Below are 26,241 nucleotides of genomic sequence, written 5' to 3' on the forward strand. Positions count from 1 at the left end.
GGAACCACTAGCACAGCTAGTGGTTTTCGTGAGACAAGAAAAAAAGATAGGATTTTCATCCTACCTTTTCAAGTTTCTTTTATTGTATCACATCTTAAAGCTGTTCTGCTACTGCTGAAAGAAGATCTTGGATACCATTGGCATCGCTACCACCGGCCATGGCCATATCTGGTTTACCACCACCACGACCTGATACGATTGGTGCAAGAACCTTGATGACATTACCTGCGTGAACATCCTTAGACTTGCTTGCTACAAGGACATTAACTTTTTCGCCAATGTGAGCTGCAAGGACAAGGACGTCAGAGTAGTCTGCTTGTTTCCATTGGTCAGCAAATGTACGAAGGGCACCTGCGTCAGATACTTCCACTTGGCTAGCGATGTAACGAACACCATTAGCTTCTTTAACGTCTTTGAAGACATCACCAGCTGCTGCTGCTGCTGCTTTTTCTTTAAGAGCAGCATTTTCTTTTTGAAGGGCATGCAACTGCTCTTGAAGGCTAGCAACCTTGTTAGGTACTTCTTTCAATTGTGGTGCCTTAAGTGTTGCTGCGATTGCTTTGAGGGCATCTTCTTCTTCACGGTAAGCAAGGTAAGCTTCACGTGATGTCACTGCCAAGATACGACGTGTTCCTGAACCGATACCTTCTTCTTTGACAATCTTGAACATACCGATTTCAGCAGTGTTGGCAACGTGTGTACCACCACAAAGCTCAACAGAGTAATCACCGATTGAAACGACACGAACATTCTTACCATATTTTTCACCAAAGAGGGCCATAGCTCCCATTGATTTAGCAGTGTCAATGTCTGTTTCAATAGTTGTTACTGGAGTGGCTTTCCAGATTTCTTCGTTGACTTGTTCTTCAATAGCACGCAATTCTTCTGGAGTTACAGCCTCAAAGTGAGTGAAGTCGAAACGCAAGAATTCTTGTTCATTAAGAGAACCCGCTTGGACAGCATGATCACCAACAATATTATGAAGGGCAGCATGCAAGAGGTGAGTCGCTGTGTGGTTTTTCATAACACGGTGACGACGTGTGTGGTCAATTTCAAGTTTGTAGTTAGCACCTACAACAAGTTCACCTTCAACCTCAACAGTGTGAAGCGCTTGTCCATTTGGTGCACGTTGAACGTCAACAACACGCGCAACGACTGTACCAGCTGCATCTGAGATCGTACCGTGGTCTGCTACTTGTCCGCCCATTTCAGCGTAGAATGGTGTTTGTTCAAAGACAAGGAGTGCTTGACCAGAATTTACACTATCATGACGAGCATCGTCAGCAACGATTACGCTCAAACGGCTTTCTGCAGTCTCTGCTTCATACAAGAACTCAGATGGTTCAGTGATGTTTGCGAGGGTTTCATTTTGCATACCCATAGAACCACCTTTAACTACGCTAGCACGCGCACGTTCTTGTTGTTCTTTCATGGCTGCTTTAAAACCTTCATGGTCAATCTTGAAGCCTTCATCTTCAGCCAACTCTTCTGTCAATTCCACTGGGAATCCGTAAGTATCATAAAGTTTGAAGATGTCTTTACCTTCAAGCATATCTTTACCAGATTTCTTAAGGTTAGCAAGAAGCTCGTCAAGCATGCTTGAACCTGCATCGATAGTACGTGCAAAGGTTTCTTCTTCACGTTTAACGATTTTTTCGATAAAGTCTTTCTTCTCAAGAACTTCTGGGTAATAGCTTTCCATGATTTGACCAACAGTTGGAACAAGTTTGTACAAGAAAGCATCAGAAATGCCGAGACGACGGCCGTGCATTACGGCACGACGGAGAAGACGACGAAGGACATAACCACGACCTTCATTACCTGGAAGGGCACCATCACCAATGGCAAATGCCAATGAACGGATGTGGTCAGCGATGACCTTGAAGCTCATTGTGTCACCATCTGGATCATAAGTTTTACCAGACATTTTTTCGATTTCACGAATGATAGGCATGAAGAGGTCTGTTTCAAAGTTTGTTTTAGCCCCTTGCATTACGGCTACAAGACGTTCAAGACCCGCGCCCGTATCAATGTTTTTATTAGGAAGTTCCTTATATTCTGAACGTGGAACAGCTGGATCTGCGTTGAATTGTGACAAAACGATGTTCCAAATTTCAATGTAACGGTCGTTTTCAATATCTTCTTCAAGCAAACGGATACCAATATTGTCAGGGTCAAAGTCTTCGCCACGGTCAAAGAAAATCTCAGTGTCTGGTCCTGAAGGGCCAGCACCGATTTCCCAGAAGTTATCTTCAATTGGAATCAAATGACTAGGTTCAACACCGCAAGCAATCCAACGGTTGTATGAATCTTTATCATCTGGATAGTAAGTCATGTAAAGTTTGTCTTTTGGAAAATCAAACCACTCTGGGCTTGTCAAAAGCTCATAACCCCATTCGATGGCTTCATCACGGAAGTAGTCACCAACTGAGAAGTTACCAAGCATTTCAAACATTGTGTGGTGACGAGCTGTCTTACCAACATTTTCGATATCGTTGGTACGGATAGCCTTTTGTGAGTTAGTGATACGTGGATTTTCAGGAATCACAGAGCCATCAAAGTATTTTTTCAAAGTGGCAACCCCTGAGTTAATCCAAAGAAGGGTTGGATCGTTAACTGGAACCAAGTTAGCTGATGGTTCAACAGCGTGACCTTTTGATTTCCAGAAATCAAGCCACATTTGACGAATTTGTGCTGAAGTAAGTTGTTTCATTGTTTCTCCTTAATTAATTGTTTTTTATTTTGAGCTATTCTCGAGCATTTCCACATAGTCAATAGCAACACACAGGGAAATGGCTAAATCGGCGTAAGTATTTTCATAAACAGTAACAGTATAGGTCGATGTCAGATGGAAGAGCTCCTTTTGAATCCTAGCAACTACCTGATTTTGACTATTAAGTAGTTGAAAATCCAAGTCCCAAATATTACCCTCTATTCGCAAACCAAGATTATCGACATCATACTTATCACGAAGAAAGGTTAATTTTTTTCGAATGTAAAAACTCGAACCATCCCGCAAGTCTACTGTAAACTTAGGCAAGAGACTAAGCGGCTCCTTGGTGATATGACTAATCTCACGACCATCCTCACCAAAAATCGTAAAGGTCTTTGGAATCTTAAAGAAGGACCCTTCAACCTGATAGGCAACTCTACCTTGATCATCCTTGATATCAAAGCGTTCGCCACCCAATCGAAACTTCTGTTTGACAAAATAGGTTTTCATACGCCACCTCCAATATTGCCACACATTTCATTCAGAAAATACCCAAAGAATAAAAGACAAGTCCACTAAACGAAGGGCGACGTGAACCGCGGTACCACCTTCATTCAATGAACTTGTCATTCTTATTTGTCTTTAATTGTGAACTTTGAGTAGCAAGTAACCAGATTCGTCCATGGCTCGCAGCGACCGCCATTTTTCTGTATCAGAAGCGATGATTACCAATCTCAAAGGGAAGGCTAAAAATGTCATGATATTAGAACTTTCAGCCACTCTCCATTTTAACGTGTTTTAGGTCTTAGGTCAAGCTGATAATAGCATTATCAACTCTATCTTGTGATTTATTTGCTAGAGCTTGATGATGAACTTGATGAAGCCCCAGAACCAGTCACATACTGGTCAAGAATTGCGCTAAAGGCCTTGTCTACAACTTTAACATTATATTTCTTAAGGACCTTAGCAATCACTGAGTTAGTGAAGTTAGTATCAGATTTCTTACCATTGATGATAACCTTAGTCAAATCATCCTTATAGTTTTTCCAATCTGCATTTTTCTCAGATTTTGAAACAGTTTTGACGATGTAGTAAGTCGCAGCACCAGTTGAGCTGTTTGAAACAGTCACTACGTCAGAGACGGCATTAGCATCTTGTTTGAAGGCTGCTGTCAAAACATCTGCTGGGAAGTCTTGAGAAGCTGAGTTAACCGTCTTAGAAGTCACTTCCAAGCTGTTATCTTTAGCTACTTGTGAGAAATCTGCTCCTTCTGCCTTAGCTTCAGAGTCCACCTTATCTGCCACTGCTTTATCAGTAGTTGAAACCACTTGCACCTCTGTATTTGGTGTGTAGTTATCATAGGCAGCCTTGTAATTTGCTTCCGTCAAATCTTTTTGAGCGGCTTGGTTAACAGCGTACTCAACCAATTTTTGTGTACGGATTTGAGTACGGTATGACTCTTCTGTTTGACCATAGGCTGCAAGTACTTGTGAGAATTGATCTCCGTATTGTTCTGAAGCTTGCTTATAAGCTTTGTCAACGTCTTCTTTGCTGACCTTGCTACCATATTCTTTTTCAAGAGCCTTTTGCAAAGTTGCACTCAAAACACTTTGTTGTGTTTGGCTGCTACCTTTAAGTGAATCAAAAACATCACCAACAGTAACAGTATCACCTTTCATAGATACCAAAGTTGTTTCTTCAGTTGTTTTGTTACCTAGAGAAACATACATAGCACCTGCACCAACGAGAGCTGAAACAGCTACAAGGGCAAGACCTCCAAGGAAGCGACCACCTGAGCTTGGTTTACCAGCATCACGTGTCTTTTTAGTTTTAGCACGCTTAGCTTTTTCTTTCGCTTTTTCACTGGCGAGGGCGATGCTTTCCTCTTCTTCTTTTTGGCGATCAAGATGCTCTTGTTCTGCGTCTTTGTCTGCTACAACCTCTTCAACAGTTTCTTCTGTTGACTCAAGGTTTTCATTTTCTTTAGCCATTCTATCTACTCCTTAAATTGTCAATATCTCTGCTATTATACCACACTTACTTAAATAATGCTTAATCTGGCAAGATAATATTTTCAGAATTTTTCCGAAGCATAAGAAGTCCGTCACTCATAGGAACCAAACTAGCAGTCAATCCAGGGTTATCTAAGGTCGCATCAAAAAGACGATGCAAGCCACGGTAAATCGTACGCTGACCACGACGAACCTCCATGATATCTTTGGCAATATCGCCCCCTTGGAAGATATCATCAAAGACGATGACACCTCCTACCTTGAGATGTTTTAGGATTTCAGGCAGAAAGACGATATATTTAGACTTGGCTGAGTCCATAAAGACAAAATCATAATCAGTGTCCAAATCTTGCAAAACTTCTGCTGCATCTCCTTCAACCAAGGTAATTTGTTTGCGACTGTCATACTTGGCTAGATTTTCCTTGGCAAAGCCAATCATTTCTTCATTACGATCAACCGTTGTAATCTGAGCATCAGGTGCATACTCAGCCATAAGAAGGGCTGAAAAACCAATAGCTGTTCCTACCTCAAGGATTTTCTTAGGCTGCAAGGTCTGCAATAAAAATCGGAAATAAGCAACAACTTCGTGCTGGATAATTGGAATATTTTCCTTACGAGCAAAGGCCTCCAGTTCAGCCAAATGCCCTTTATTTTCCTGAAGATGCGTTCGCATGTAGTCCACAATATCCTTGTTGACTACAGGACGTCGCATGTTGTGATTTGCATTTTTACTATATGATTTAACCATGTGTTTTATTATATAAAAAATCCCTAGCGAGTGCCAGAGATTTTTCTTATCTATAAATCAAATCGTCATCATTAAGCTACTTGACGTAACCCCCTCTTTTTCAAGAGGTAGGAAACGACCAAAGCCACCACGTAAAGAGCGATAAAAACAAGCAAGGTCATCTGGTATGATTTTGCCAATTCGTAGGTTACGGATAAGAGCATTGGCCCCACTAAGGCTGCCATCGCCCAGGCAGTCAAAATATAACCATGAAGGGTAGCCAACTCCTTTGCCCCAAAGATATCGCTAAGGTAGGGAGGAATCAAGGAGAATCCTGCCCCGTAGCAAGTCATCAGAACAGCCATCGCAACCACAAAGACAAGTGGAACTTGCAGGACAATTAGGAGGGCGGCCATAACAATATTAACCACAAAGAGGAGGATAAAGGTCTTCGGACGCCCAATATAATCCGACAAACCTGCCCACAGAAGGCGACCAAAACCATTAAAGATTCCCATAACACCTACAACAACTGCCGCTGATTCCGCTGACATCCCAACCATATCTTGAGCCATTGGAGAAATAGCAGAGACAAGGGCTAAGCCACATGAAATATTGATAAACAAAATAAGCCACAACCAGTAGAAAGTTGACGATTTCAGGGCCTCATTAGCCGTAACTCCCTTGCTCAAATCAGCAGCCTGACGGTTTGGACTCTTGTCAGCCAACAGTTGTGCTTCCTCTACACTTGGTCGTTTAATGAATTGTGAGACAAATAGCATAACAACAAAATAAACGACTCCCAAAATATAAAAGGTCTGCTCAACACCACGTGCCTGAATCAGATATTGAGCAATAGGACTGGTTAGCAGCGAGGCAAAGCCAAAGCCCATAATGGCAAGGCCAGTCGCAAGGCCACGCTTATCAGGAAACCACTTAATAATAGTTGAAACAGGCGTAATATAACCCACACCCAGTCCTAGACCACCAAGAATACCATAACCAAGATAAAGCATCCACAGCTCTCCCTGAGCAATGGCAACTCCTGTCAGAATATTTCCCCCAGCATAGAGAACATCCGACATACTTCCAGTCACTCTAGGACCAAATTTTTCAACCAAACGTCCCATGAAAGCTGCAGAAAGCCCTAGACAAAAGATGGCCAATGAAAAGGCAAAAGAAACTGAAGATTGATCCCAGCCAGTCTGGGCCATAATAGGATTACGATAGATACTCCAAGCATAGGTAGACCCCAACATGAGATGGAGTAAGACACCACACGTTGCTACAAGATAACGATTGGTTGTTTTCACAAAAACCTACTTTCTATTTCTGAACATTGTTCACTTATAAAATATAAAACGTTAGGTTTTTAGTCTATCATGAATATAAACCATGGGCTATAAATATGCTCACCAACGTATTTCCATATCAATTAAAACTTCCATTCTAGTAAATGTTCGTTTTTAGACAAAAAAAGAATCATCCTGATTCAGAATGATTCTCTCATAGTGTGACTTCTTTTTAAGAAAGGTGCACACCTTTTTCAACCAAGGCTTCCAATTCAACAAGACGGTCTTCAAAAACTTTGAAGGCAGCATCTAAGTAGTCGGTATTGGTCATATCAACACCAGCTTTCTTGATGACTTCCAAAGGATAGTCTGAGCTTCCTGCCTTAAGGTAAGTAAGGTAAGCTTCTTTATCTTCTTCAGTACCGTGAACAATTTTTTCAGCCAAGTAGCTTGCCGCAGCAAATCCTGTAGCGTATTGGTAGACATAGTAATTCATGTAGAAATGCGGAATACGTTCCCACTCAAACTGAATTTCGTAGTTATCCTCAGCTTTGAGGTTATAGTATTTCTCATTGAGGTCTGCGTAAAGCTTATTCATGAAGTCCGCTGTCAAAATCTGACCGGATGCATCCGCTTCATGGATAGCATGTTCAAACTCAGCAAATTGGGTTTGACGGAAGACAGTTCCCTTGAAGCCATCCAAATAGTGGTTAAGGATAGCAAAGCGTGTCTTGTCATCTTTAACTTCTTTAAGAAGCGTTTCTGTCAAGATATTTTCATTGGTTGTAGACGCAATTTCTGCCAAGAAGATTGAGTAATCTCCGTAAACATATGGTTGAGTCTGACGTGTGAAAGTTGAATGCAAACTGTGACCAGTCTCGTGAACCAAGGTAAAGAGATTATCCAAAGTGTCTTGCCAGTTCAAAAGCATGAAAGCATTGGTATCGTAGGCACCACCTGAGTATGCACCTGAACGTTTTCCTTTGTTAGGGTGAACGTCAATCCAACGTTCCGTAAAGGCTGCATGAACCCCTTTACTATACTCTTCACCAAAGATTGCCAAGACTTCTTCTGCTTTCTTGAGAGATTCTTCATAAGTAAGAGCAGTTTCAGTCTCAGAAAGTGGTGTATAGACGTCATACATCTTAAGCTCATCAAGTCCCAAGACCTTCTTACGCAAATCTAGGTAACGGTGTAAAAGTGGCAAATGCTTGTTCACTGATTCCAAGAGTGAGTCATAAACACTCTCTGGAATAAAGTTAGCCGCAAGTGCTGCATGACGTGCTGAATTATAGTGACGAACTTTGGCTTGGTAATTGTGAACCTTGACAACGCCTTGGAGTGTTTGTGCATAAGTATGTTGGAACTGCTCATAAGTCCCATACATCGCTTCATAAGCTCCCTTACGAATGTCACGGTCCTTAGATTCCATGAGAGTGATAAAGTTACCATGTGTCAACTCAACCACATCCCCTTGACCATCTGATACCCATGGGAAGAGGATATCAGCATTATCCAAGACATTGAAGGTGTCCGTTGGACCGTTGAAAATATCACCGGCTGCTGCCAAGAGCTCTTCAGCTTCTTGGGAAAGAACGTGGTCCTTGTTTGCCAAAAGGCGTTCGAAATAGTGGTCATAAAGTCCAAGACCTGGCTCTTGTTCTTTAAACTCAGCTAATTTCTTATCATCCAAGGTCATAAATTCAGGCTCAAAGTAAGCAAAGGCTTCACTCAACTGTGAGTAAAGGTTTGAGGCCTTAGCTTGGTACTCTTGGTAAAGCCCTACTGTTGTGTCTTGGTCATTTTTCATTGACGCATACACATAGATTTTCTCCAAGCGACGCATAAGGCTCATATAAAGTTCTGTTGCCTCAAGCAAGTTCTTAGCAGAATCCAAAAGATGACCTGCATAAGCACTAGCCTTCTTCAAATCCTGAACAGTGCTTTCATATTCAGTCTCCCAATCTGCATCTGTCGCAAAAATGGTCGTCAAATCCCATGTGTATTTCTCTTCTAAATGAGTACGATTGTCTGACATAATATTCTCCTTAATTGTGTCTATTCTTTACTATTTTAGCATAAAAGGTGGGAGGGTAGAGAGTTTGTCGATAAGAAAAATGCCTTTTTCGATAATATTGCTTAAAAAGCTTTTCAAAACCTTCAAGTGACTGTCTAATTTGTACAAAACCCTGCTTAGATTCTGGAAATCTCACTTGTGGAAAAAAATCCTGATCAGACAGGCATAACAAATTCATTCCCTTAAGATAGGCTTCTTCCTGCCTTCTCATCCACCTTGGATTTTTCCCCATTAATTCTCGTTGAATCACATGTGAGACCTTCTTTCGCTGAGTTACTTTATAAGTCTCAACCTGCTCTGCTTGATAAGGAAAACGTAAAACTGTCATGAGATTTTCGGTTAGTGGCCAGGCCTTAGTTAAATAATAGACTTTCCCAAAAATATCCTCATAGATGAGATACTTAAGTCTAATTTCCTCTCGCTTCCAATCAAGCTCCCATAGGTGAAATCCTATCTTAGCCGTAAAATAGAGAAAGTCCCGCTGTAGGTCTGTTAAACGTCCATTCAACCAGAGTTCCTCACCCAAAAGCCAACGCACTTCGTAACCTGCTTGGTGATAGGCACATGTCCTCTCTCTCAAACGTTGCTGGGATAAACGAGAACACTGAACTTCTAGAGCCAGGGAATCGCCAACAAATAAATCTGCAATTTGCCCCAACTCGGACAAAACCTTTTCAATACTTACTTTTTCACCATGATTAACCAAAGATTTATATAAGGCTGCCTTAAGCGATAAATGTTGAGCCGATTCATTCTCCGAGAAGAACTGACAATCTTGCAAAGATTTATGAGCAAAATGTGGGCACATTACCTGGCCATGCCTCAATAGGACAACTCCCTGGCATCCAGGACAGCTATAGGATTCCTTACGTTTCAAACAGGTTTCTAGAGCTGAAACGAGGTTTCCCTCCTGATTTTTTGCAATTAACATGACTCTCTCCTTCGTGCACTCTCTTACTTATTCGTAAAAGAATTCACAAAATAAAAAAACATCTAGATTACTCTAGATGCATCCCCCATTCAAACTGAAACTTGCTCCCTGCTGTATGGAAACTTAGGTTTATAGGTGTATTGCTTAACCTAGGATACAAGTGCCACTCAGTCCATTCGATCTCTTTTCAACAATCTCGATACCTAAAGGAAAATCCCCCAACTTTCCTTGGTATCAGGATCTTGAAAACAGTTTCTATCCAACATAACCATTAAAAATAGTCAATGTAGCATAGACAGATGCTCTCACAAACATCTGATCAAATTCCGTCACTGAAGCATCATCCCAATATGCTTTTCACCCTTTTATTCCTCAATCCCACTAAAAACTTAATCCTTGAGTTGATAATGAGATAAAACAATTTTTAGACTTTTACAAGTTAAAGTCTCTATTTACTAACATTGAACCACCAATTTCCTAGGTGCAGTTCAGTACCAACAAACTCAAAATTGTGTTGGCTCAAAATGGTTTCTAGTCAAGAGTATCTTGTGATTGATAGTCAGTCAATCTGAGAAGCTTTCCCTCTAGCTTCTTTACACAGAACGTCATACTGCTTACAAGATACTATTTCCTAGAAGAGTATTGCTAAAAACGCCACTCTCAAAACATACCACCTATCAGTCATTAGGTTTAGTCCACCTTCTGATAGGTATATTAGCAGTTACTGCTTTATTTTCTCTCCCTCTTCGCTTTTGAAGATTAGTCTCTACCGATTCTGCTGTTTTTGAATCTGTCGTTAGCTCTACACGGATTAAAAATACCGCTAGCTCCCGCTACGATGATGCTGATGTTTTAAATCGATTAATCTAATTTTTTTGCTGTTTAAATCTTCTCTTTTTAAATCATCACAATGAAACATTGGAATTTGATAACTTAGAATTCCAGATTCTAAGCTAGTCTTTCTTAATCAGGGAGTCACCCTTCCAAAAAACAAACTCTTCCTAACACAATCTATTATACTTTATTATAATTTTTTGTCAATTAATTTATTTCATATTTTTTGAAAATATTTTTAAACACTCTTTTTAGATAGTTAAAACAGTTCAAAAACACTATAATATAGGCATTTGTGTTACTGTTGAAAAATTAGAAAACATCCTTTGTTTTTTAGTCAAGGTCAATAGAATATGTTAGCTATCAGAAAATTTTATTTTTATTATTTTCGACTAACTTGATTTTACTTAACTAGTCAAAACCAACCGTGAAATGACCTACACCCCAAAAGTTAGACAGAAAAAATCTAACTTCTAGGGTGTTTTTATTATGAAATTGACTTATGAGGATAAAGTCCTTATCTATGAACTTAGAAAGGAAGAAATGATTGATAAAATCCTACATGAATACTGTTCTCAAGATAGAGTTTCTCTCGAATATTCTCTCCCAAATCAAGGGATGCTTCCTAACTGGCTCGCACAATACAAGAAAAAGCTAGAAGAAATGACGGAATTAGAACGTCTTCAAGCAGAAAATGCGGTTCTAAAAAAAATGAGAGAACTCCGAATCGTGGTTTTTGGGTCAATCATAAGAGGATTCAGCGTCTGATGAAGGCTCTTGGTTTAAGTGCTCGAATTCGTCGTAAACGTAAGTATTATTCATACCAAGGAGAGGTTGGTATGAAAGCAGAGAATCTCATTCAACGCCAGTTTGAAGCATCAAAACTAATGGAAAAGTGCTACACAGATGTAACAGGGTTTGCCATTCCGGCAAGCAGCCAAAACTCTATTTATCACCAGTTTTAGATGGTTTTAACAGCGAAATTATAGCCTACAATCTTTCTACTTCGCTGAACTTAGCACAAGTAAAAATGATGTTGGAACAAGCCTTCACAGAGGGCAATTACGAGAACACTATTCTCCATAGTGACCAGGGGTGCAATATCGACATGATTTCTATCATCATTTTTTAGAGGATAAAGAGATTCAGCCATCCATGTCACGTAAGGGCAATAGTCCAGACAACGGCATGATGGAGCCCTTCTTTGGCATTCTTAAGTCTGAGATGTTTCATGGTTACGAGAAGACATTTAAGTCGCTTAACCAATTGGAACAAGCTATTGCAGACTACATTGATTACTATAATAATAAGCGCATTAAGGCAAAACTAAAACGAAAAAGACAATCGCAAGTGACTTCAACCAAACCACACACGATTGCCTCTATACATCGTCTCATTAGAACAATGTATTACCTCATAACGCATAACAAACTTTATGATTATACTTCTATCCAAAATCGGTAAAATTGTTTATGCCATATTGTTGTAACGCCTTATCAAAAAAATCATCAGATAAGATGTTGGTTTAGTGTACACTTTTTACACTAAACTTTAGTTCAAAAAAGACAATTTCCTTAGTTTGACTATGGAAGTCAAACTATTTTTCGGCAAATACCTTGATATACTTGACAAATGGTAGAAAAGGACTTAGTCCTGTGCAATACAGAACTAAATCCTTTGCTTAAATTAATTGTCTAACCTTTTGGGGTCAGTACATTATGATTTAATACCCTCAAAATAGCAACCATTCTCACGATTGTTCAATAGATTTAAACCTTTTCAAGGACAGACTGGATTACCCAAGTTTTGCGACTTCCGATTTGGACAAGGACCCCATCACTCGGTGGGTCAATGGCTAGCACTTTGAAGTTACCTGGAATAGTAAAGGTCTCACCAGGATTGAGGTACTGGTCTGAAGTTGGATTGCCTTGTCCATCAACTTCAAGAACAGGTCCAGGATCAACGATATTGTGTTTGGTTGGTGTGCCTCCAGCTAAATCTTGACTAGTGATGTTATTTCCTACTATAGATGTTACACGGAAAGTTCCTGTGAAGCGAACCGTATCACCAACTTTGAAAGAAGAGTTAGTAGGATTTCCATTTTGAGCCCCTGGTTCGAGGTCTTTAAAATGGATATAACCAGACACTTGACTCTTGTGGAAACTACGTTTGTGATATTTCTCAGGCCCTTGACCTGCATCGTAGTTGTACTCCTCAATGGTCACCTGATCACCACGAACTTCCGCAACCCAAGCGACATGTCCCATGTGACCTGCTCCATTGACACCAGCTGAGAACCAGGCGATACTCCCTACGGCAGGGTTCATGTCAACACGGTGACCGTTGGCACGTGCAATACTGCCCCAAGTGATGGCATTTCCATAACCTACAGGCAGAGTGAAACCATTGGTGTTACTGAGGCGATAGGCTGCAAAGGACGTACACTGACGCCAATACATGGTCCAAGGGTCCACGCCGAAACCACCATATTTCCAAGAGGAAGGGTAGTCATCCCCGAGAACAGCCGCCTGAGCAGAGCTGCCACACGAAACCGAAACAGTCGCTAGACAAGCTAGCGGTAAGAGACAATTTAGTAATTTTTTCTTCATTTTTACCTCCACCTATCTATTCGCAGTTTTTCTGGAAAATGGAGGCCTTGAATATACAATATAAGTGCACAAAAAAGCCAGGAAAATTTCCTAGCTTTTGAGGTATTATCTTAGTGTTTACGTTTGTAAGTTGAGATACCGAACAAAGCCAAAGCTGATGTCACCATAGCTGCACCTGCTGCTACAGAAGCTGCTGTTGATTTTTCACCAGTAGCTGGAAGAGTTGGAGCTTCTTCTTTTACAGGTACTGATGTTGGTATTACAGGTACTGATGTTGATGTTACAGGTTTACCTGGAGTTGGTTCTGCTGGAGTTGTTGGTACTTGAGGTTTTGGTTTCTCAGTTGTTTCTTCAACAGATACAAAGTTTTTGTGGTAAGTAACTTTTGCTGAAACAGTATTTGGAAGAACTGGTTTGTTTGGTTCTTCTGGCAATTCAGGAACAATTACAGATGAATCTGTCGCAAACCAATAAGCGATTGGAACATTAAGGTTATTTCCACCTGCGATAAAGTCCATTGGTTCACCCTTGAAGATTGTTGCAGCAGCACCATAGTAGGCATTCTTCGTACGAGGCGTTCCGTCTGAGTTAATCGCATCCCAACCTTCATCTGTGACTTCACCAGTTGTTGGATCCACTGTTGGATCACTGTTAAAGCGTGAACCGTTAGCCACAAATTCGTTATCGTTTGTTGCATAAGCATAACCATCCTCATGCAAAGTGATAGATGAACCAGGAATTTGAACGTATTCATTACCATTCAAACCAACTTTTTCAATGTGGTTTCCAAGCTCAGTGTTCCAGTGGTTAAGTGAAGAGATACTCAAAACTGAACCGTTCTTAGACAAATCAAGTGGTGTCACAGATGACTCAGAATCAAAGAAGTTCAAGTTCATCTTAACGTGAAGTTTTTTATTAGTGTCGTCAGTTTGTGAACCAATGAAAAGTGTCTTAGTTGGATCGTGGTACAACTTAACAATGGCTGAACCATCTGTACTTGGTGTTTCTACCAAAGTGTAAGTTGCAACAATTTTCTTAACTGGAGTACCATTGAATGATGTTCCGTTTAGGTTGTTGTATGTTACAGTCAATGTTTGACCCGTAGCCATCTTCAACCATACATCTTCAGTGTATTCACCGTCAGCATTGATAGTGTATTGTGTACCGTTAGCTGCACTGAAGTCACTTGGAATGTAACGAGATGTGTTGAATTGTTCAAGGATTTCATCTACTGAATGACCTGATTGGATTGTTTTATCCAAGTAGTCAACAGAACCTGCTGAGTTTTCAACAGTCATAGTAGCATCAGATTCTGTTTTATAAATCAAGCCAGTAGCATTTTCAGCCAAGCCTTTTGTCAAAAGACGAGCTGTTGTTCCACCAGTGTACTCTTTGTATGATTTTTCCCAAGCAGCATAAGCAAGAACGTCTTGGTAGTATTTATCCAATTGTGTCTTGTAATCTGCAAGTTTTTGTTTATATTCTGAAACCGCAGTTGTCAAAGCTGTTGTTTGAACTTTGTTGTCATTGTTAGCAGCTTCAACGCTAGTGTGTTTAATACCTGCTTCTTCTGTAGCTGTGAATCCCCCTGTTGCAACAACATTTGCTTTAGCAGATGTAAGAGCTGCATCAGCTTCTTCACGAGTCAATTTATTTTCAGAAACAACTGTATTTGAAGCTTCTTGAGCATCTCTAGCTGCTTGATCTTGGACAGCTTTAACATCAGCAGAATCTTTTGATGCTGCTGCAGTCATTGTTGCAGCTTTAACAGCGTTATCGAAGTCAGGATTTGAAACTTCAGCAATAGCTTTAGTTGTTGTTTTTACAGTAGTATCTGTTTCAGTAGTAGTTTTTTCTTCTGTTCCAGGTACTGTAGTAACAACTGCTGCATCACCTGTTGTCTTAACAAGATTAGCACTTGATTCTGCAGCCGTATTTGATACGGTTGCATCAGCATCAGTAGTTGCTGTTACATCTTTAGCTTCATCTGCAGCTGCTACACTTGTAGCCGCGAGTCCTGCAAGCAATACGCTTGAATACAATGTTGTTTTAAATGGATTGACTTTCATTTACACTTTCTCCTTCTTGGTTAACATTTTTAACCTAATTCTTCACCGCCTAATATACTACCGTGATTTTTTAAATTTAGCAATAGTTTTCTGAAAAAAATATTATATATTTGCTACACGTTTTTAAAATTTGACACACTTTTGTTATATTTTAATCATTTCTTTACAATTTAGTGTAATTCGTAAGGCTTTTAAAGAGTTTTTACTTAATACTTTCTTATAGCTGTTCATTTATTTCTCATAATAAACCGTTTCAACGATAGAATAGGCTTCCTATTAGAAACAGGTCATCAAGAACTGGCCTCTTCATAACTAAAAACACATAAAAAAACACCTTCAAGACCTTGACTTTAAATGTTTTTCGTCGTATGCTTGAAAAAATGTTAAGAAAGTTGGGGGACTTTTCAATGACAAAAAAAGAAATGAGATTGCTGATCCTTCTTGGGATTAGTATTATTTTAGCGAACCTTGTACTGCGTTTGATTCTTAGGCCTCTGCCTGAGAATATTGGTTATCTCATTAAAACGCTTGGCCTTATGTGTCTATACTATTTCCTCGTACAGAGACGCCTTGGATTAAAGATCAAATCGACTAAAAAGATACGTTGGTCTGAAACCTTAGGGGTTTGTTGGTTTCTTCTTTTGGCAGATTTCTTCTATGTTTCTGCGGTTGCTTTGGGGATCAGTAAAGCACCTCATATGATAGGAACTGCCTTGGTTATTGCCTTAGGAGCCGGTTTTTTTGAGGAATATTTTTTTCGTGGACTTTTCCTTAAACTCGCCTTCCAAGATGGTATTAGATCTTCAAAACAGGTTTTAGGAGTCGTTCTCTTGTCTGCCTTATCTTTTGGTTTGGCCCATCTCGGGAATCTCACTCATCAACCCTTGAATGCTACCCTGTTCCAAGTTTATTATGCGACAGCTATAGGAATATTCTTTGCTGCTATTTACCTACGTACTGGTAGCCTCTGGTGGACTATTATTCTGCACTGTTTGGTTGATTTTGCCAGTGTTCTTCTCTCGCAATCAACACAGGCTGCACCAGCTACAAGTATCTGGAATTTCATTTTCTGGCTACCTTTAATTGCCCTAGGACTCTTCCTCATTCGTCCTAAAAAATTGAAAGCCATTAGATATCTTAATGATTAATATTTCAACCTGCATCCCACAAGTTAGATTTTCAGTGTCTAACCTGTGGATGCAGTTTTTCATTTATCAGAACTGCTTTCTTACAACTTATCTCAATTTCCATAATTACTCCTAAAACGATTTAATCATAGAAATTTCATATCAGGTCTTCATCTATTCCTATCAGAATTTTGCTGATTTTAGACTTCTCATTTTGTTATAATATGACCTACAATCATATTTTTTCAAAGGGGATGCTTATGAATTTTCAACAATGTCGCTATGTTCAGACTATCGCTGAAACAGGGTCTTTTAGTAAGGCTGCTAAAAAACTCTTTTTGACTCAGCCTAATCTCTCAGCATCCATCCGTGACTTAGAGGAAGAACTTGGCGTCCAACTCTTTGAGCGTTCCAATACAGGAGCCAAACTAACTGATGACGGTCATGATTTTCTCAAATACGCCAAACGTATTCTTGGAGAGTTAGATCTCCTAGAGGGACGCTACCGTAAATCATTCAAGAAATCATTCACTGTTGCCAGTCACCACTACGATTTCTTATCACTTCCTATGGCTCACATTGCCCAACGTTTTCGTAGTGATTATCAAGAATTTCAACTGATTGAAACAACGACTAGGAAGATTCTCAAAAGCGTTGAAAGCTTCGAAAGTGACCTGGGGATTATTTATCTAGATGAAGACAACGACCATATCCTAGAACGCAGTTTCCAACACATGGATCTGACTTTCACCCCACTCGGAGAGTTTGAAACTAAGATTTTCTTAGGTCGCCAACATCCCCTAGCTCACAAAAAATCCCTCAACCTCAAAGATTTAGAGGGATACCCACAGGTCCGCTTTCGTCAAGAAAGCTCTGGAATCCATTTTGACGAAGATCCTCTCGAGGTTCTGCCTGACCAACAAGTGATTTACAGTAATGACCGAGGCAGTGTCATGAATTTACTCTGTGCCTCAGATAGTTACGCTTCTGGCCTCGGTATTGTTAATAGTTTCATTAAGGACCAAATTGTTTTACTTCCACTGAAGAACAGTCCAAAGCACACCTTGGGTTTTGTGACCAATAATAAACAGAAACAATCCGCAATTATTCAAGCATTTATCGAGGAAATTCAGGATAGCTTACTACCCCACCACTAAGGAGAAGAAAATGGAATTTCAAACACTTAATAATGGCATCAAAATACCTGTGCTTGGTTTTGGTGTCTGGCAAATTTTCGATCAAAAAGAATGTCAAAAAGCCGTTGAAGATGCTCTTTCTGTAGGCTTTCGATTGATTGATACTGCTAGTCTTTATCGAAATGAGGAAGCCGTGGGACGTGCTATTAAGGCATCTGGTATCCCTCGCGAGGATATTTTCCTGACTAGTAAAGCCTGGATTAGCCAGCTTGGCTACGAAGATACCAAATTAGCCCTAAAAGAAACACTTCGCAAACTAGATACTGACTATCTTGATTTATATTTGATTCATCAACCTTTTGGCGACTTACATGGTGCCTGGCGTGCTATGATTGAGCTTAAGCATGAAGAACTTATTAGAGCCATTGGTGTTTCTAACTTCTCAACAGGGCGTTTGACGGATTTTGCCTTGCAGACACCGGTCATTCCAGCAGTCAATCAAATCGAGTTGCATCCCTATAAACAACACAAACTGATTCAGAAAGCTGATAAGGAATTCGGCACCCTAACGCAAGCCTGGGCTCCTTTTCATAGAGGAGAGGATGGTATTTTTCAGGACCCAACTCTGACTGCTATTGCTGAAAAACATGGCAAGACAGTTGCCCAGGTCATCCTCAGATGGCAAACCCAACAAGGGATTTTGACCATTCCTAAAAGTACCCATATCGAACGGATGAAAGAAAACTTTAATAGCTTCGACTTCCACCTAGACCAAGCAGACCTTGACGCTATCAGTAAACTAGACCGATACCCTGATGCCTATGGTCCTGATGAAAGTGTGGAACGCATTAAGCATTTATTGAAATATAGTGTATAAAAAAACGAGTTCGACTGAACTCGTTTTCTTATACACTAGGTCCTCTTAAGACTTCCCTTAAGAGTAGATGATTTCCGGTTTTAAGGAAGCAAAACTTCCAAGCACTCAACAAAGATGTGTTTCAAGCGCTTTACTCACAACCGAAGATTAGTAAAAAACAGTTTCCCAATTCAAAAAATTGATAAACTATTTTTTATGATATTTTACCCAATCACACTTCCGTTTGGAACCGATGAATCTACTGTCAAGACAGTGAGTTTGCCGTCATGTTCTGCGGAAAGAATCATACCTTGGCTGACATATTTCTTCATCATCTTACGTGGTTTGAGATTAGCCACGACTTGAAGTTTCTTGCCGACCAATTCTTGTTCGTTTGGATAGAATTTAGCAATACCTGAGAGGATTTGACGATCTTCACCGTCACCAGCGTCAAGACGGAAGCGAAGCAATTTGTCTGAACCTTCGACTTTTTCTACTTCTTTAACTTCAGCGACACGGATTTCAACCTTGTCAAAGTCATCAAATTTGATTTGGTCTTTTTCAGACTTAAGTTCAACCTCTTCTGGGTTCCATTCCTTCTCTTGAGGTTTGCCTGCGTTCATTTGAGATTGGATGTAGGCAATTTCCTCGTCCATATCCAGACGTGGGAAGATTGGAGTTCCTTTTGAAATGACTGTCACATTTTCTGGGAATCCTGAAAGTTCAAGATTTTCAAGGTCAAACGCTCCTGACAATCCGAGCTGTTCCATAATGGCATTTGAAGTGGTCATCATGAATGGTTGAATGAGGTGGGCAACCACACGAAGACTAGCAGCCAAGTGAGCCATAACAGCTGCCAATTGTTCCTTGTCACCATCTTCTTTTGCAAGGACCCATGGAGCTGTTTCATCAATATACTTATTGGTACGTGAAATGATATTCCAAACGGCGTCCAAGGCACGTGGGAAATCTACAGCGTTCATTTGTTTGTGGAACTCTTCGATATTTTCAGCCACAACCTTAGCCAAATCAGCATCAAAGTCTGTAACGTTCTCAACATAGGCAGGCACTTGACCACCGAAATACTTGTTAATCATGGCAACTGTACGGTTGAGGAGGTTTCCAAGGTCGTTAGCCAATTCGTAGTTAATACGAGCCACATAGTCTTCTGGAGTGAAGGTGCCATCTGAACCGACTGGAAGACTACGCATGAGGTAGTAACGGAGTGGATCAAGACCAAAACGCTCTACCAACATTTCTGGATAAATCACGTTTCCTTTAGACTTAGACATCTTACCATCTTTCATGACGAACCAACCGTGGGCAATCAAACGTTCTGGCAATTTAATGTCCAACATCATGAGGAGGATTGGCCAGTAGATGGAGTGGAAGCGAAGGATGTCTTTTCCGACCATGTGGAAGACAGTTCCGTTCCAGAACTTGTCAAAGTTAGCATGCTCATCCTGACCATAACCAAGAGCAGTCACATAGTTGAGAAGAGCATCCATCCAGACGTAGACCACGTGTTTAGGATTGGATGGGACTTTAACCCCCCAAGTGAAGGTTGTGCGTGACACGGCTAAGTCTTCCAAACCTGGCTCGATGAAGTTTTTAAGCATTTCATTAAGGCGACCATCCGGAGTGATGAAATCAGGATGCGATTTGAAAAATTCTACCAAGCGGTCTTGGTATTTACTGAGACGAAGGAAGTAAGATTCTTCAGATACCCATTCTACTTGGTGTCCTGATGGAGCAATACCTCCCGTTACATTTCCATCTTCATCACGGAAAACTTCCGACAGCTGACTTTCTGTAAAGAATTCCTCATCTGAGACTGAGTACCAACCAGAGTATTCACCCAAGTAAATATCATCTTGAGCAAGTAAGCGCTCAAAAACTTGTGCCACTACTTTTTCATGGTAATCATCAGTCGTACGGATGAATTTATCGTATGAGATATCCAAAAGTTGCCAGAGGTCCTTAACACCAACAGCCATGCCGTCCACATACTCTTGTGGAGTGATTCCTGCTTCTTCAGCCTTTTGTTGAATCTTTTGACCGTGCTCATCAAGCCCAGTAAGGTAGAAGACATCATAGTTCATCATACGTTTGTAACGTGCCAAGACGTCACAAGCAATGGTTGTATAGGCAGAACCAATATGCAATTTACCAGATGGGTAGTAGATAGGTGTTGTGATGTAGAATGTTTTTGTCATTTTAATTTCCTTTCATGTGTTAACAAATGGGCTAACACTGATGATATAACATCTTATTATAGCACGTTTTGGACACTAAAAAAACCAGCTAAGCTGGTTTTAAACATTACTAGTTTTGGAAGCGCTTTTTATCAGCTCTGACATCACGTTCATAGTCATAGTCTAATTTTTTCACGTCATCCTTTGAAAGACGTTTAAAGCTTCTTTCTTCTGTAAGTTTGCCTTTCTTATTATAAGTTGTGACGATCAATTTATCACCCTTAACCTTGTATCGAACGGTTTCTTCAAGAGACTCTTTGTAGGATTTAACGTAAATCTTTTTACTTTCATCGTTATCAGCCTTAGTTCGGTATTCACTTATTTTGTATTGATTATCTACCGCTTGGTCAATGACTTTAGTGTATTCAGATAGTGACATGGTTGGTTTAAGCGTTCCAGACCAAGCATCTGGACGGTATGATTCGTCAGTATCATAGTCTGTAAAGTCAACCAGATTGTTCCCGCCAGCTAAGGTATAAAAATAAAATTTAACATTATTACCTTTGACTTTAACAAAATCATGAGCCTCTAGACCACTTTTCTTGAAAGATTCCATACCATCAACCATTTTCTTCTTATCTTTATGGTAAAAGCGATAAGTTTCAAGCAGATAGGTTCCTTCAGGTATTTTACCACCTTGCAGGTGCATAAACGCATAGCCACCAAATGAAAGCGCCACTAGGACAATCGCCCCCAGTACAGAAGCAATAATAATTTTAGCTTTCTTAGACAAGCCTGTCTTAGCAGGAGCAACTTGTGAAACGGGTTGTGTTACTTGGTCACTCAACTGAGCTTGCTGTGGATTAACATCCTCGTCCCTAGACTCTTGGAAAATAAATTCCCCATTAGCTTTTGCTTGTTGGATTTCTTCCTCTGTCGGCTTACGATTATTGATCGTTTCGAAATAATCTAACCACTCTTTTTCGTTCATAAAAGTCCCCTTTTTCATTGATATTTCCATTCTACCAGAAAAAAGACTCCAAAGCTATTTGACTATTTTCATATAAAGAAAAGCGATACCAGAATGGAGTTTTAGCTCTTCTTCTTGTACCACTTTACTCATTTACATCATTGGCTGATTAAATTTTATCACTAGATTTTTTACTACTATCACTTGAATCTGATTTTGATCCACTATTCTTACCGTCATTATATCCGCCATAGGTGTCACCATAGTCATTACCATTACCATAACCATAGCCGTAATCGTAGCCATAACCATAACCGTAGTCACTATATTCGTCATACTTGTCACTAATCTCTTTTAGGTCTTTCTTGTAATCCTTAACGGCATCATCATAATCATCCTTACGTTCTTCACCATCTTCCCGGCTCATTAGCTTATAGGTAGTAGTCATTTTTAACTTACCCTTTTTATCATAAATATTAAGCGTAAATTCATCGCCATGTTTTACGTAAGTGCGTGTTTCTTTAAGAGTATCTTTATATTCACTAACTGCTGTTTTTACAGTTTTCTTAACATCATCTTTTGAGTAGAAAGAATACTCTTTAGACATTTTTTTCATATAATCAGTGACAATATCTTTAACATCATCTGCACTAAGTACTTGACTTTGAGTTCTGTTCCAAGGATCAAATTTCTGAGGAATCGATTTCTCATTTTGAATTAGACTAATTGAAGATTTCCCATCGCTTTCTAAATAATTGTAATGATTAGATTGATTTTTCTTTACAACTAAAAAATCTAACAATTTTGTGTCTTCATCCTTGTATTCTTTAATGCCGTCGACCATTCTATTCTTATCTTCATTGTAATAAGAAAAACTTACTACCTCATATGTTCCATCCGCAATCTTACCTGATTGGTAGCGCCATAGTGAGTAGCCCCCAACAATAAGTAAAATCGCTGCTAAGGAACCAAAGACTGATGCCAAAATAATCTTAGTTTTCTTAGACATACCTTTTTTAGCAGGTACGACTTGTTGGAAGGTTGCTGTTGTTTGGGCAAACTGAGGCTGCTGCGTCATCGTTATCACAGGTTCAGCTGGCTTAATCGGTCTTTGCTCCGTCACCTGTCCATTTGAGCCAAAGACATTAGGTCGTTCAAGGATAAACTCGCCTGCTGCCTGAGCTTGAGCTAACTCTGCGGGAGTTGGTTTGCGACCGTTGACTAATTCAAAGTACTCAATCCACTCTTGCTGGTTCATAATAATCTCCTTTTTTATTGGTCTACCGTTCTATTGTACCAAAATAAATGGTGAAATAGTATTTGACAATTATCATAAAGACTGTAAGGTTTTTTAATAAAACATTAGGTTATGATTCCCGATAGTAAAGAGGAACTTGCTCGGTAAGCGGTTCAACGCCAGATGGCATAATCCCCATAATGCTCCCTGTATTTATAATGCTTCAAGGCATACTCATAATCCCAATCATAACCACTTTTGACCTCTTTGGCTTCCTCTGAGCTCAATCGTTTAAAAGTTCTACGCGACTCAATATGTCCATCATTAGCATAAACAGTCAGAACGAGACCATTAGGGAGCTTTTCATAAGTTCTTTTTTGCTTCAACATTTTTTTATAATCGTCTATACACCTTTGGACAGATACTTCTTTTACTCTTGAATACTCCTCTCCCTTTTTAGAAATCTTATCAATATGAGACATCACTAGAGCTTTATATTCAGAGACTGTTAAATCCTGTTTTAAAGTCCCTGTACGTGGGTCAAAAGTCTGTGGGAACTTTTCATCGTGCTCAAATGGTGAGACAGAAGGTTCCCCATCCCCATAAAAAACATAATAAAATTGAGATTTCATATTCTCAACTACTATAAAATCCTCATATAAGCTATCATTATTCTCTCCCCGCTTAGTCCGATTTATCAATTCATTGGAATATGCCGATTTAGTCTCGTATTTTATCATCTAATAAGTACCGTCTGGAATATAGTTCTCTTGATACTTCCAAAATCTTCCCTCTCCTATGGCTATCAAGACTGTCGCAACAAATCCAAGCAATACAATGATAGCAATCTTCCATTTTTTTGCTTTAGTCATACCTCTCCCCCCTTACTGGCCTGTTATTCAATACTATTTTACCAAAACTAGGGGAAAAGCTAATGACATGACTGTAAAGGAAAAAGAGGCTGAGAATACCACTCTCAAACCTCTTTTTAGCTATTTATTTTTTAAGATCCTCAGCACCAATAACTGGGTATTCGGTCAATCCTGACGCTGCTTCTTCTTCAACCTTGTTTGCTTCCTCTGTTTTTTCCTCAAAGTCAAGCTTAGGTGCATCTTTTTCATAGGCATTAATGATATCAGCTACAACTGGGTGACGTACGACATCGCTAGCAGAGAAGTGAACAAAATCAATAGCCTTAATTCCCTTCAATTTCTCCATAGCATCGACAAGGCCTGATTTAACACGACGTGGCAAGTCAATCTGACTCATGTCCCCATTGACAATCATCTTAGAATTAAAACCAAGACGGGTCAAGAACATCTTCATTTGCATGATGGTTGTATTTTGTGCCTCATCAAGGATAACAAAGGCATCCTCGAGGGTACGACCACGCATATAAGCGAGGGGGGCAATCTCAATAATTTCACGTTCCATAAGGCGGGTCGTCTGCTCCTTACCGAGAATTTGATAAAGGGCATCATAAACAGGGCGAAGGTACGGATCCACCTTTTCCTTGAGATCACCAGGCAAGAAACCAAGGCTCTCACCCGCCTCAACCGCCGGACGTGTCAGAACAATACGTTTAACTTGACCACGTTTAAGGGCTGTAACCGCAAGGGTAACCGCTAAAAAGGTCTTCCCTGTACCAGCTGGACCAATTCCAAAGACCACATCATGGTTTTTAATGCTATCAACATAAACCTTTTGTCCTAAAGTCTTTACTCGGATAGGCTTACCACTGTTGTCCTTGATAATCTCTTCTTCATATAAAGCAACAAACTTGTCAATCGAACCATCTTGAGCCATGGTTAAGGCTGCGACAACATCTGAAGTGTTGACTAGCATTCCACGCTCCACCAAAACAAGGAGAGCTTGAATGGTCAAGCGAGCCAATTCAACACTTTCCTCGTCATCTCCAAGGATCTGCACACGCTCTGTTCGAGCATGAATGATAACATTTAGGTTTTCTTCAATAAGTTTTAGATGGCGCTCATTGGTCCCAAAAAGTGACAAGACATCATCTGGGTGATTTAGGGTAATTTCAACAGAATACTCTTGCAAATAGAGTTCCTCTTTCTTTCGTCTTTTTCTCCATTATATCAAAAAAATCACGCCAAGCGTGACTTTTTGTAATTCTTAATTATGCGTTAAATGACACGTGAACGTGGTCATAGTGGTTTTCAGTAATGCTACCACGGTCAGGCATTTGGTTCCAAGTGTTTGCTGGTCCGTAGATATTATCTACTGGTGCGTAGAATTGTTGTCTGTAGATGATATATGAGATACCTGCATTTGAGATATTGTCTACTGCATATTGAGCGACTTGATTACCAACTTCTGAACCAACTGGAACCATAACGTCAACGGCAAGTCCTTGACCATGGTCTTGTGGATCACCTTCACGGTAACCACCGATATCAGTAAGACCGAATTGTGCTGCTACATCTTGACGGAAAGCTTCAGCTTGTGGTTGAAGGTGTGGATCCGTTGGAAGTGTATTTGTTGATGCAGGTTGTACTGCTGGTGCCTCTGAAGCTACTGGTGCTTCTGATGCTACTTCTGATGTTGCTGCTGGTTCTACCGCTGGCTGTTCTGCTGGTGCTTCTGAAGCAGCTTCTGATGTTGCTGCTGGTTCTGCCGCTGGCTGTTCTGCTGGCGCTTCTGAAGTCGCTGGTGCTTCTGAAGACGCTTCTGATGTTGCTGCTGGTTCTACCGCTGGAGCTTCTTCTTTTACTTCAGGTTGTGCTGGTGTTTCAGCAGCTGGAGTAGTTTCTGCTTCAGGTGTAGCCTCTGCTGACGCAGTGACATGATCAATAGCATCAGCAACTGGTTGTTCAGTTTCTGCGTATGCTGGTGCTTCTGATGCTGATGCGATAGCTTCTGTTACTTCTGAAACAGCTTGAGTTGACTCTTCTGTAGCAGGTGCTTGAGTAGCTGTTGTGCTTACTGTTTCAACTGGAGCTGTCAAATCCGCTGCAACTACAGATTGACCATTTACAGTCACTTCGTTAGTTGTCAAATTAGCTTCTGCAACCACAGGTGTAGTTGATGTTTCTGAAGCTGGAGTTTCAACTTTAACAGAGACAGCTTGATTATCAGCATTGTATGTTGTTGTCAAGACTGTCCCAGGGTAAATCAAATCAATGTTTGTGATTTGATTGATGTTAGCCAAAACATTCACATCGATACCCATTGCTTCAGCGATACTTCCCAAAGTATCACCGTATTGAACTGTATAAGTTTGTTGGTTATCACTTACAGCGATATCTGCTTTGATTTGATCTACTGAACGTGCCACCCAGTTTGAAGTTTCATCGGCATGTACATGACTTGCAGCAAAAAGTGAAAGTGCTGCGGTCGAGTAAAGAAGTGCCTTTGTTGTTTTAGATTTTGATAACATGTATAATTCATTCCTTTTTTAACAATTTTAACATATACAATAATACCACACTTTTT

Annotated in this window: 19 protein-coding genes and 1 pseudogene; 4 read left to right on the forward strand and 16 right to left on the reverse strand. The window is 40.1% G+C overall.

Going from position 1 to position 26,241, the window contains the following annotated elements; translation table 11 throughout:
• Positions 1–94 precede the first annotated feature (94 nt).
• The 7 genes from alaS to HMPREF2571_RS06085 form a co-directional block, all read right to left on the reverse strand.
• Positions 95–2,713, reverse strand: coding sequence for an alanine--tRNA ligase (alaS, locus tag HMPREF2571_RS06055; RefSeq protein WP_070847438.1), 2,619 nt, complete (start codon positions 2,711–2,713; stop codon positions 95–97).
• A gap of 24 nt (positions 2,714–2,737) precedes the next feature.
• Positions 2,738–3,223 (reverse strand): LURP-one-related/scramblase family protein, encoded by a 486-nt coding sequence (locus HMPREF2571_RS06060; RefSeq protein WP_013990151.1) that lies wholly within the window; start codon positions 3,221–3,223, stop codon positions 2,738–2,740.
• A gap of 338 nt (positions 3,224–3,561) precedes the next feature.
• Positions 3,562–4,704, reverse strand: coding sequence for a peptidyl-prolyl cis-trans isomerase (locus tag HMPREF2571_RS06065; protein ID WP_002886735.1), 1,143 nt, complete (start codon positions 4,702–4,704; stop codon positions 3,562–3,564).
• 61 nt (positions 4,705–4,765) lie between these two features.
• Positions 4,766–5,473, reverse strand: coding sequence for an O-methyltransferase (locus HMPREF2571_RS06070; RefSeq protein WP_013990149.1), 708 nt, complete (start codon positions 5,471–5,473; stop codon positions 4,766–4,768).
• 71 nt (positions 5,474–5,544) lie between these two features.
• The gene (locus HMPREF2571_RS06075) at positions 5,545–6,765 is read right to left on the reverse strand and encodes an L-lactate MFS transporter (RefSeq protein WP_013990148.1); all 1,221 of its coding nucleotides are present in this window, start codon (positions 6,763–6,765) and stop codon (positions 5,545–5,547) included.
• A 211-nt stretch (positions 6,766–6,976) separates the two neighbouring features.
• On the reverse strand, positions 6,977–8,782 hold the full coding sequence (gene pepF / locus HMPREF2571_RS06080) for an oligoendopeptidase F (RefSeq protein ID WP_013990147.1): 1,806 nt from the start codon (positions 8,780–8,782) through the stop codon (positions 6,977–6,979).
• Positions 8,783–8,792: 10 nt separating this feature from the next.
• The gene (locus tag HMPREF2571_RS06085; RefSeq protein WP_013990146.1) at positions 8,793–9,752 is read right to left on the reverse strand and encodes a competence protein CoiA; all 960 of its coding nucleotides are present in this window, start codon (positions 9,750–9,752) and stop codon (positions 8,793–8,795) included.
• Between the two features lie 1,323 nt (positions 9,753–11,075).
• Here HMPREF2571_RS06085 and HMPREF2571_RS10550 point away from each other — a divergent pair.
• A pseudogene (locus HMPREF2571_RS10550) lies at positions 11,076–11,918 on the forward strand (IS3 family transposase); the annotation flags it as partial.
• Positions 11,919–12,355: 437 nt separating this feature from the next.
• On the opposite strand, the gene HMPREF2571_RS06100 reads toward HMPREF2571_RS10550, so the two are convergent.
• Both HMPREF2571_RS06100 and HMPREF2571_RS06105 read right to left on the reverse strand, forming a co-directional pair.
• A complete protein-coding gene (locus tag HMPREF2571_RS06100; RefSeq protein WP_013990143.1) occupies positions 12,356–13,195 on the reverse strand; it encodes a CHAP domain-containing protein in 840 nt (279 codons plus the stop codon).
• A gap of 110 nt (positions 13,196–13,305) precedes the next feature.
• Positions 13,306–15,264, reverse strand: coding sequence for a GbpC/Spa domain-containing protein (locus HMPREF2571_RS06105; protein WP_013990142.1), 1,959 nt, complete (start codon positions 15,262–15,264; stop codon positions 13,306–13,308).
• 407 nt (positions 15,265–15,671) lie between these two features.
• Between HMPREF2571_RS06105 and HMPREF2571_RS06110 the strand changes: the two genes are divergently transcribed.
• The 3 genes from HMPREF2571_RS06110 to HMPREF2571_RS06120 all read left to right on the forward strand — a co-directional run bounded on the left by HMPREF2571_RS06110 (position 15,672) and on the right by HMPREF2571_RS06120 (position 18,404).
• Positions 15,672–16,412 (forward strand): CPBP family intramembrane glutamic endopeptidase, encoded by a 741-nt coding sequence (locus tag HMPREF2571_RS06110; RefSeq protein WP_002886723.1) that lies wholly within the window; start codon positions 15,672–15,674, stop codon positions 16,410–16,412.
• A 239-nt stretch (positions 16,413–16,651) separates the two neighbouring features.
• Positions 16,652–17,548, forward strand: coding sequence for a LysR family transcriptional regulator (locus HMPREF2571_RS06115; RefSeq protein ID WP_002885507.1), 897 nt, complete (start codon positions 16,652–16,654; stop codon positions 17,546–17,548).
• A gap of 10 nt (positions 17,549–17,558) precedes the next feature.
• Positions 17,559–18,404: an aldo/keto reductase gene (locus tag HMPREF2571_RS06120; RefSeq protein WP_002886720.1), complete on the forward strand. Its 846-nt coding sequence runs from the start codon at positions 17,559–17,561 to the stop codon at positions 18,402–18,404.
• Positions 18,405–18,607: 203 nt separating this feature from the next.
• Here HMPREF2571_RS06120 and metG read toward each other — a convergent pair whose 3' ends face one another.
• The 7 genes from metG to HMPREF2571_RS06150 all read right to left on the reverse strand — a co-directional run bounded on the left by metG (position 18,608) and on the right by HMPREF2571_RS06150 (position 26,185).
• A complete protein-coding gene (metG, locus tag HMPREF2571_RS06125) occupies positions 18,608–20,599 on the reverse strand; it encodes a methionine--tRNA ligase (protein WP_013990140.1) in 1,992 nt (663 codons plus the stop codon).
• 109 nt (positions 20,600–20,708) lie between these two features.
• Positions 20,709–21,587 (reverse strand): flagellar basal body-associated FliL family protein, encoded by an 879-nt coding sequence (locus HMPREF2571_RS06130; RefSeq protein WP_014633530.1) that lies wholly within the window; start codon positions 21,585–21,587, stop codon positions 20,709–20,711.
• A gap of 130 nt (positions 21,588–21,717) precedes the next feature.
• Positions 21,718–22,806 (reverse strand): zinc ribbon domain-containing protein, encoded by a 1,089-nt coding sequence (locus HMPREF2571_RS06135; protein WP_045772170.1) that lies wholly within the window; start codon positions 22,804–22,806, stop codon positions 21,718–21,720.
• 152 nt (positions 22,807–22,958) lie between these two features.
• On the reverse strand, positions 22,959–23,525 hold the full coding sequence (locus HMPREF2571_RS06140; protein WP_080936865.1) for a hypothetical protein: 567 nt from the start codon (positions 23,523–23,525) through the stop codon (positions 22,959–22,961).
• Entirely contained in the window at positions 23,526–23,657 is a 132-nt protein-coding gene (locus HMPREF2571_RS10845; RefSeq protein WP_002886713.1) for a hypothetical protein, read from the reverse strand.
• A 124-nt stretch (positions 23,658–23,781) separates the two neighbouring features.
• Positions 23,782–24,846, reverse strand: a complete 1,065-nt coding sequence (locus HMPREF2571_RS06145) for a PhoH family protein (protein WP_002886712.1) — start codon at positions 24,844–24,846, stop codon at positions 23,782–23,784.
• A 79-nt stretch (positions 24,847–24,925) separates the two neighbouring features.
• Entirely contained in the window at positions 24,926–26,185 is a 1,260-nt protein-coding gene (locus HMPREF2571_RS06150; protein ID WP_002886711.1) for a LysM peptidoglycan-binding domain-containing protein, read from the reverse strand.
• Between the last annotated feature and the right edge of the window lie 56 nt (positions 26,186–26,241).

The sequence above is a fragment of the Streptococcus sp. HMSC068F04 genome (assembly GCF_001837455.1).
Taxonomy (GTDB): domain Bacteria; phylum Bacillota; class Bacilli; order Lactobacillales; family Streptococcaceae; genus Streptococcus; species Streptococcus salivarius_D.

What these genes read in the sequence shown, in the direction of transcription:
- alaS (WP_070847438.1), bottom strand. Translation starts at nt 2,713, where the DNA reads ATGAAACAACTTACTTCAGCACAAATTCGTCAAATGTGGCTTGATTTC.
- HMPREF2571_RS06060 (WP_013990151.1), bottom strand. Translation starts at nt 3,223, where the DNA reads ATGAAAACCTATTTTGTCAAACAGAAGTTTCGATTGGGTGGCGAACGC.
- HMPREF2571_RS06065 (WP_002886735.1), bottom strand. Translation starts at nt 4,704, where the DNA reads ATGGCTAAAGAAAATGAAAACCTTGAGTCAACAGAAGAAACTGTTGAA.
- HMPREF2571_RS06070 (WP_013990149.1), bottom strand. Translation starts at nt 5,473, where the DNA reads ATGGTTAAATCATATAGTAAAAATGCAAATCACAACATGCGACGTCCT.
- pepF (WP_013990147.1), bottom strand. Translation starts at nt 8,782, where the DNA reads ATGTCAGACAATCGTACTCATTTAGAAGAGAAATACACATGGGATTTG.
- HMPREF2571_RS06085 (WP_013990146.1), bottom strand. Translation starts at nt 9,752, where the DNA reads ATGTTAATTGCAAAAAATCAGGAGGGAAACCTCGTTTCAGCTCTAGAA.
- HMPREF2571_RS06100 (WP_013990143.1), bottom strand. Translation starts at nt 13,195, where the DNA reads ATGAAGAAAAAATTACTAAATTGTCTCTTACCGCTAGCTTGTCTAGCG.
- HMPREF2571_RS06105 (WP_013990142.1), bottom strand. Translation starts at nt 15,264, where the DNA reads ATGAAAGTCAATCCATTTAAAACAACATTGTATTCAAGCGTATTGCTT.
- HMPREF2571_RS06110 (WP_002886723.1), top strand. Translation starts at nt 15,672, where the DNA reads ATGACAAAAAAAGAAATGAGATTGCTGATCCTTCTTGGGATTAGTATT.
- HMPREF2571_RS06115 (WP_002885507.1), top strand. Translation starts at nt 16,652, where the DNA reads ATGAATTTTCAACAATGTCGCTATGTTCAGACTATCGCTGAAACAGGG.
- HMPREF2571_RS06120 (WP_002886720.1), top strand. Translation starts at nt 17,559, where the DNA reads ATGGAATTTCAAACACTTAATAATGGCATCAAAATACCTGTGCTTGGT.
- metG (WP_013990140.1), bottom strand. Translation starts at nt 20,599, where the DNA reads ATGACAAAAACATTCTACATCACAACACCTATCTACTACCCATCTGGT.
- HMPREF2571_RS06130 (WP_014633530.1), bottom strand. Translation starts at nt 21,587, where the DNA reads ATGAAAAAGGGGACTTTTATGAACGAAAAAGAGTGGTTAGATTATTTC.
- HMPREF2571_RS06135 (WP_045772170.1), bottom strand. Translation starts at nt 22,806, where the DNA reads ATGAACCAGCAAGAGTGGATTGAGTACTTTGAATTAGTCAACGGTCGC.
- HMPREF2571_RS06140 (WP_080936865.1), bottom strand. Translation starts at nt 23,525, where the DNA reads ATGATAAAATACGAGACTAAATCGGCATATTCCAATGAATTGATAAAT.
- HMPREF2571_RS10845 (WP_002886713.1), bottom strand. Translation starts at nt 23,657, where the DNA reads ATGACTAAAGCAAAAAAATGGAAGATTGCTATCATTGTATTGCTTGGA.
- HMPREF2571_RS06150 (WP_002886711.1), bottom strand. Translation starts at nt 26,185, where the DNA reads ATGTTATCAAAATCTAAAACAACAAAGGCACTTCTTTACTCGACCGCA.